General features: G+C 70.6%; 5 protein-coding genes. 2 read left to right on the plus strand and 3 right to left on the minus strand.

What is annotated here, in order from left to right:
* A partial coding sequence (gene glgP / locus TA90_RS07635; protein ID WP_043535549.1) for an alpha-glucan family phosphorylase occupies nt 1-1,445 on the plus strand: 1,445 nt, incomplete at its 5' end.
* Between the two features lie 79 nt (nt 1,446-1,524).
* On the opposite strand, the gene TA90_RS07640 is transcribed toward glgP, so the two are convergent.
* Complete coding sequence (locus TA90_RS07640; RefSeq protein ID WP_082031560.1) at nt 1,525-2,343, minus strand: VIT1/CCC1 transporter family protein; 819 nt, start codon at nt 2,341-2,343, stop codon at nt 1,525-1,527.
* Here TA90_RS07640 and TA90_RS14595 point away from each other — a divergent pair.
* A complete protein-coding gene (locus TA90_RS14595) occupies nt 2,342-2,494 on the plus strand; it encodes a hypothetical protein (protein ID WP_156135663.1) in 153 nt (50 codons plus the stop codon). The two genes, TA90_RS07640 and TA90_RS14595, sit on opposite strands and share 2 nt — an antisense overlap.
* A gap of 135 nt (nt 2,495-2,629) precedes the next feature.
* Here TA90_RS14595 and trpS read toward each other — a convergent pair whose 3' ends face one another.
* Both trpS and glgX read right to left on the minus strand, forming a co-directional pair.
* Complete coding sequence (gene trpS / locus TA90_RS07645; protein WP_043535546.1) at nt 2,630-3,733, minus strand: tryptophan--tRNA ligase; 1,104 nt, start codon at nt 3,731-3,733, stop codon at nt 2,630-2,632.
* A gap of 28 nt (nt 3,734-3,761) precedes the next feature.
* Nucleotides 3,762-5,920: glycogen debranching protein GlgX (gene glgX / locus TA90_RS07650; RefSeq protein ID WP_052450643.1), on the minus strand; the 2,159-nt coding region annotated here is incomplete at its 5' end.

Here is a 5,920-nt window from a genome sequence, read left to right on the forward strand (position 1 = left end):
CGCGCCGGATGTTCTCCGCCCTGTGGGCGGGCTTCGACGTCGACGAGGTGCCGATCACCTCGGTGACGAACGGCGTCCACGGCCCCACGTGGCGCGCGCCCTCCTTCCAGGCCAAGGCCGAGGAGTACCTCACCCCTGAGGAGATCGCCTCGGGGGAGGGATGGCTCAAGCCCGAGGACAGGGGCGGCATCCCCGACGAGGTCCTGTGGGCCCAGCGCCACGAGCTGCGGGCCCGCCTGGTCAGGTCCGCGCGGACCCGCGTCCACGACTCCTGGATCGAGCGGGGCGCGTCACCGGCCGAGCTCGGGTGGATCGACGGGGTGCTCGACCCCGATGTCCTCACCATCGGTTTCGCGCGACGGGTGCCCACCTACAAGCGCCTCACCCTCATGCTCAACGACCCCGAACGGCTCACGCGTCTGCTGACCGACCCCGAGCGCCCGATCCAGATCGTGGTGGCCGGCAAGTCCCACCCGGACGACGAGCTGGGTGTCAGCCTGATCCAGCGCCTCGTGCAGTTTGCGGACAACCCCAAGGTGCGCGACCGCATCGTCTTCCTGCCCAACTACGACATTGCGATGGCCCAGACCCTGATGCCGGGCTGCGACGTCTGGCTGAACAACCCGCTGCGCCCCCTGGAGGCCTCGGGCACCTCCGGCATGAAGTGCGCCCTCAACGGGGCGCTCAACCTGTCGGTGCTCGACGGCTGGTGGGACGAGATGTACGACGGGGCCAACGGGTGGGCGATCCCCACCGCCGACGGCGTGGAGGACCCGGAGCGGCGTGACCGCATCGAGGCCGCCGCCCTCTACGACCTCATCGAGAACACCGTCGCGCCGCGCTTCTACGGACGCGACGAGCACGGGGTGCCCAGGCGCTGGATGGAGATGATGCGACACACGCTGGCGACGCTGGGCCCGAAGGTCCAGGCCACCCGCATGGTCCGCGACTACGTCGAGCAGCTCTACACCCCCGTCGCCCGTGCCTCCGCCACGATCGACGTGCCCGGCCACGAGGCCGCCCGTGCCCTCGCCGAGTGGAAGTGGAACGTCCGCTCCCACTGGGGCGAGGTCCACGTCGACTACGTCGAGGTCCACACCCCCGACGTCGCGCAGATCGGCGACGAGGTGCAGGTCAGGGCTCAGGTCCACCTCGGGGCCCTGCGGCCCGAGGACGTCCACGTCCAGGTGCTGGCCGGACCGGTGGGATCCGACGACGAGATCCACGACTTCGTCACCGCCGAGTTGTCCCCGGTGGGGGACCTCGGGGACGGGCGCTGGGAGTTCCGGGGCGCCGAGGAGCTCAACGTCGCCGGGTCCTTCGGCTACGCCGTGCGCGTCGTGCCCTGGAACCCGCTGATGGCGGGGGTCACCGAGCTGGGCCTCGTCTCCGTGGCCGAGCCCTCCTCCGTCGTCTCCGAGAAGCACACGACCTTCGGGGAGTGATCACCCGGTAGGAGCACCGAGCACTCGGGGCCCGGACGACATCGTCGTCCGGGCCCCTTGCCGTGCGTGACCGCGGGGGCTAGGCACTGACCCCGAAGAGGTGGCCGATGCCATAGGTCAGCGCCAGCGCGGCGGCACCACCCAGCACCAGGCGGAGCACCGCGCGGGTGCGGGGTGCCTCGCCGAGCCAGGCGCTCACCCAACCGGTGACGGCCAACGCCACCAGCACTGCGAACATGGTGGCAGGGATGCGGAGCCGGGGCCCGAAGGCGAGCATGGTGAGGAAGGGCAGGGCGGAGCCGGCCACGAAGGCGACGAGCGAGCTCAGCGCCGCGGCCCACGGACTGGTGAGGTCGTTGGGATCGATGTTGTGCTCCGCCGTGAGGTGGGCGCCGACGGCATCGCGCTCGGAGAGTTCCTGGGCGACGGTCCTGGCAGTGGCGGAGCTCAGGCCCTTCTGTTCCCAGATGCGGGTGAGACGGTTCTCCTCGCCCTGGGCATCGCGGGCGAGGTCGGCACGCTTCTCGATGACGAGCTGGCGTTCGGTGTCACGCTGGGTGGAGACCGAGACGTACTCGCCCACGGACATCGACAGTGCCGCGGAGGCGATTCCCGCGGTGCCCGCGATGGCGATGGCGGAGGTGTTGGTGGGGTCCGCGGCCGCGACACCGACCAGCAGGCCCGAGATGGAGACGATCCCGTCATTGGCGCCCAGCACCCCGGCGCGCAGCCAGTTGAGGCGCTGGGTGATGGAACCGCCGCCGAAGGGTTCGCCCTCCTCGTGCCGCGCGGCCTCCGAACCCTCCGGAAGCTGACCGGCCCGTCGGGTGCGCGTATTGCGTCGCCGGTCCGCCTGGAGTCGACCGACGAGGGAGGGAAGCAGTGACGTGATGGCCATGACTGAACGTTATCGCTGGTCAGACGGCGTGTTCCAGCAAGGGAAGGCACTCCTGTGGCACCTGAGGGGCACCTTCACACAGGCCCCTGACCAGCTGCGCGTGGGCCGAAGGTCCCACTCCGACGGTGCGGCGACGGACATCCGTGCGTGACCGTCCGGTCAGGTGCGGGCAGTCGTGCAGTGCCCGCCGACCGGGCGCGGATGCGGGTCCGCCCTCGTACGCGCGGGGCGACGAGGGCGGAGGCGACACCCGCCGACGAGGGCGGGGTCCGGTTGAGGGCGTCAGTCAGTAGATCATGTGCATGGCCTCGCGGACCTGGTGGAGCGTCCGGTCCGCCCGCTCGTTGGCCTTCTCGTTGCCGGCGTGGAGGACGTCGAGCAGGTAGGCCTCGTCATCGGCCAGCTCCGCGCGGCGTGCGCGCACGGGGGCGAGCATCTCGTTGACGGCCTCGGTGACCAGTGCCTTGAGGGTGCCGGCGCCCTTGTCGCCGATGCGCTCGGCGATCGCCTCGGGTGCCTCGCCGGTGGCGAGGGACGCCATGAGCAGCAGGTTGGAGACCTCGGGACGGTGCTCCGGGTCGTAGGTGATGTGGCGGTCGGCGTCGGTCTTCGCCTTGCGGAGCATCCTCGCCGTCTCGTCGGCGCTCATGCGCAGCTCGATGGTGTTGCCACGCGACTTCGACATCTTCACGCCGTCCGTGCCGAGGATGTGCGGGGCCTCGGAGAGGAGGGCGTCGGGCCGGCGGAACACGGGGCGCTCGGGATCGGCCCGTCCGTAGCGGCGGTCGAAGCGCTGGGCGATGAGCCGCGTCTGCTCCAGGTGGGGGAGCTGGTCCTGTCCCACCGGCACCAGGTTCGCCTTGCAGAAGAGGATGTCGGCCGCCTGGTGGACGGGGTAGGTGAGCAGCAGTCCCGACATCGCCCGACCGTCGGTGGCCTCCAGCTCCGCCTTGACGGTCGGGTTGCGGTGCAGTTCCGCCTCGGTGACCAGGGAGAGGAAGGGCAGCATCAGCTGGTTGAGGGCCGGGACCGCCGAGTGGGTGAAGATCGTGGCCCGGGTCGGGTCGATGCCGGCGGCGATGTAGTCGGTGAGCAGGCCGAGCACCCGCTCGCGCAGGGGGCCGACCCCGTCGCGGTCGGTGATGACCTGGTAGTCGGCGACGAGGATCCACGTGTCCACGCCCAGGTCCTGGATGCGCACCCAGTCACGGATGGTGCCCAGGTAGTGCCCCAGGTGCAGGCTCCCCGTCGGGCGGGCCCCGGTGAGCATGCGGAAGGGCGAGGGGTCCTCCGCGATCGCGGACTCGATCTCCTCCGAGCGCGCCTGGGTGCGCAGGAGGGAGGCCTCGTTCGTGGAGTTGGCGAGCTGGTCTTCGCTGGTCGTGGTCACCCGAGGATTCTAGCCTGCCTCCCGGGTGTCACTCCCGGATGTCCCTGCCGGGCACCTCGGCCCCGGGCACCTCGGCCCCGGGCAGTTCTGCGGAGAGCAGCACGAGGACCGAGAGGGGTTCGAGACGCACGGAGGCTCCCGGGTCGAGCCTCTCCAGGCGTTCGGGCAGGGTGCCGAGGTCGCGGTGCACGTCGATCCCCCCGTCGGAGGGGTCCGACCAGGACGTGTCCATGGCGACGAGCCACGGCAGTCCGTGCCCCTCGGCGAGGGAGACCCTGTGGGTGCCGAAGGTGCCGTTGACGAGGACGAGGGCGTCGCGGTCCCCGTGGGGGACCCCCGAGCGCAGCATCTGGAAGACACGGTTCTCCTCGCGCGCCCAGCCGCCCTCGGGGATGCCCGCCCCCTTGCGCGTGTACCACCCGACGTCCGCGATCGTGTCACCGGGGACGGGTCTGCCCGTGGCGAAGGTCGCGGGGCGCAGGACCGGGTGGTCACGACGCAGGGCGAGCAGCCACCGCGTGGTCGCCACCTGGTCGAGCTGGTCGCGGGAGAGGTCCCAGTCCAGCCATGACAGGGGCCCGTCCTGGCAGTAGGCGTTGTTGTTGCCGTACTGGGTGCGCTGGAACTCGTCCCCGGCGGTGATCATCGGGGTGCCCGCGGAGACGAGAAGGGTGGTGAGGAGGTTGCGCTGGCTGCGCTGGCGGGCGGGGAAGATGTCCTCGACGATCCCCGCGGCGTCACGTGCGTCGGTGTCCAGCAGCGAGGAGGCGAGCGCGCCCTCCAACCCGTGGTTCCAGGAGTGGTTGTTCGAGGACCCGTCCCGGTTGCCCTCGAGGTTCGCCATGTTGTGCTTGTAGTCGTAGGCGGTGAGGTCGGCGAGGGTGAAGCCGTCGTGGGCCGTGACGAAGTTGACGGAGGCCCCCGGCCCGCGCAGCGCACCGGTGCCGTGGGAGAACACGTCCGCGGACCCCGACAGGCGCGTGGCGAGCTCGTTGGGACCCGAGGCGGGACGCCCCAGCGACATGTTGCGCACGTCCGAGAGCCAGAAGCTGCGGGCCGAGTCGCGGAAGCGGTCGTTCCACTCCGAGAAGGGGGTGGGGAAGTTCCCGGTCTGCCACCCGCCGGGGCCGATGTCCCAGGGCTCCGCGATGAGCTTGTCGAGGCTGAGCTGCTCGTCCGTGGCCATCGCCACCAGCAGGGGGTGCAGGGGTGTGAATCCGGTGGAGAAGCGCCCCAGGGTCGCGGCGAGGTCGAAGCGGAAGCCGTCCACCCCCATCTCGCCCGACCAGTACCGCAGGGAGTCCAGCACCATCTGCATCGAGCGAGGGTGGTCGAAGTCCACCGTGTTGCCGGTCCCGGTCACGTCGATCATCTGCATGGGGCGTGAGGAGGTGTGGCGGTAGTACAGCGAGGAGTCGATCCCACGCCACGACAGCGACGGACCGGAGTTGTTGCCCTCACAGGTGTGGTTGTAGACCACGTCGAGGATCACCTCGATGCCCGCCTGGTGGAGGATCGAGACCATGCCCCGGAACTCGTCGACCACGGCCTGGGCCCCGCGCGTCCGGGCGGCATCGGTGGCGTAGGAGGGTTCGGGGGTGAAGTAGTTGAGGGTCGAGTACCCCCAGTAGTTCGTCAGCCCGCGTTCGGAGAGGAAGGACTCGTCGAGCTTGGCGTGCACGGGCAGCAGCTCCACGGCGGTGATGCCCAGGGCGTGGAGGTGGTCCACGGAGCGTGGGTGGGCGAGACCCGCGTAGGTGCCGCGCAGGGACTGGGGGACCCCGGGCATGTTCTTGGTGAAGCCCTTGACGTGGAGCTCGTAGACGACGCTGCGGTTCCACGGGGTCCGCGGCTTCTCGGCGACCTCGAAGTGGTGGCCGACCACGACGGAGGCGGGCACGTGCCCGGCGGAGTCCAGTTCGGACTTCACCAGGGGATAGGTCGTCGGGTACAGGTCGGCGTCGACCTGGTGGGCATGGATCTCCGGGCCGAGGTCCACCGTGCCCTCCAGGCCCCGGGTGTAGGGGTCGATGAGCAGCTTCCACGGGTTGTGGAAGAGGCCCGCGTCCGGGTCCCACGGGCCGTGGACACGGAAGCCGTAGCGCAGTCCCTCGCCGACCCCCTCGAGGTGCCCGTGCCACACGCCGAGCTCCGGACCCCGCAGGGACCAGCGCTTCTCGAAGCGGG

The organism is Actinomyces polynesiensis (genome assembly GCF_000820725.1).
GTDB classification, from domain to species: domain Bacteria; phylum Actinomycetota; class Actinomycetes; order Actinomycetales; family Actinomycetaceae; genus Pauljensenia; species Pauljensenia polynesiensis.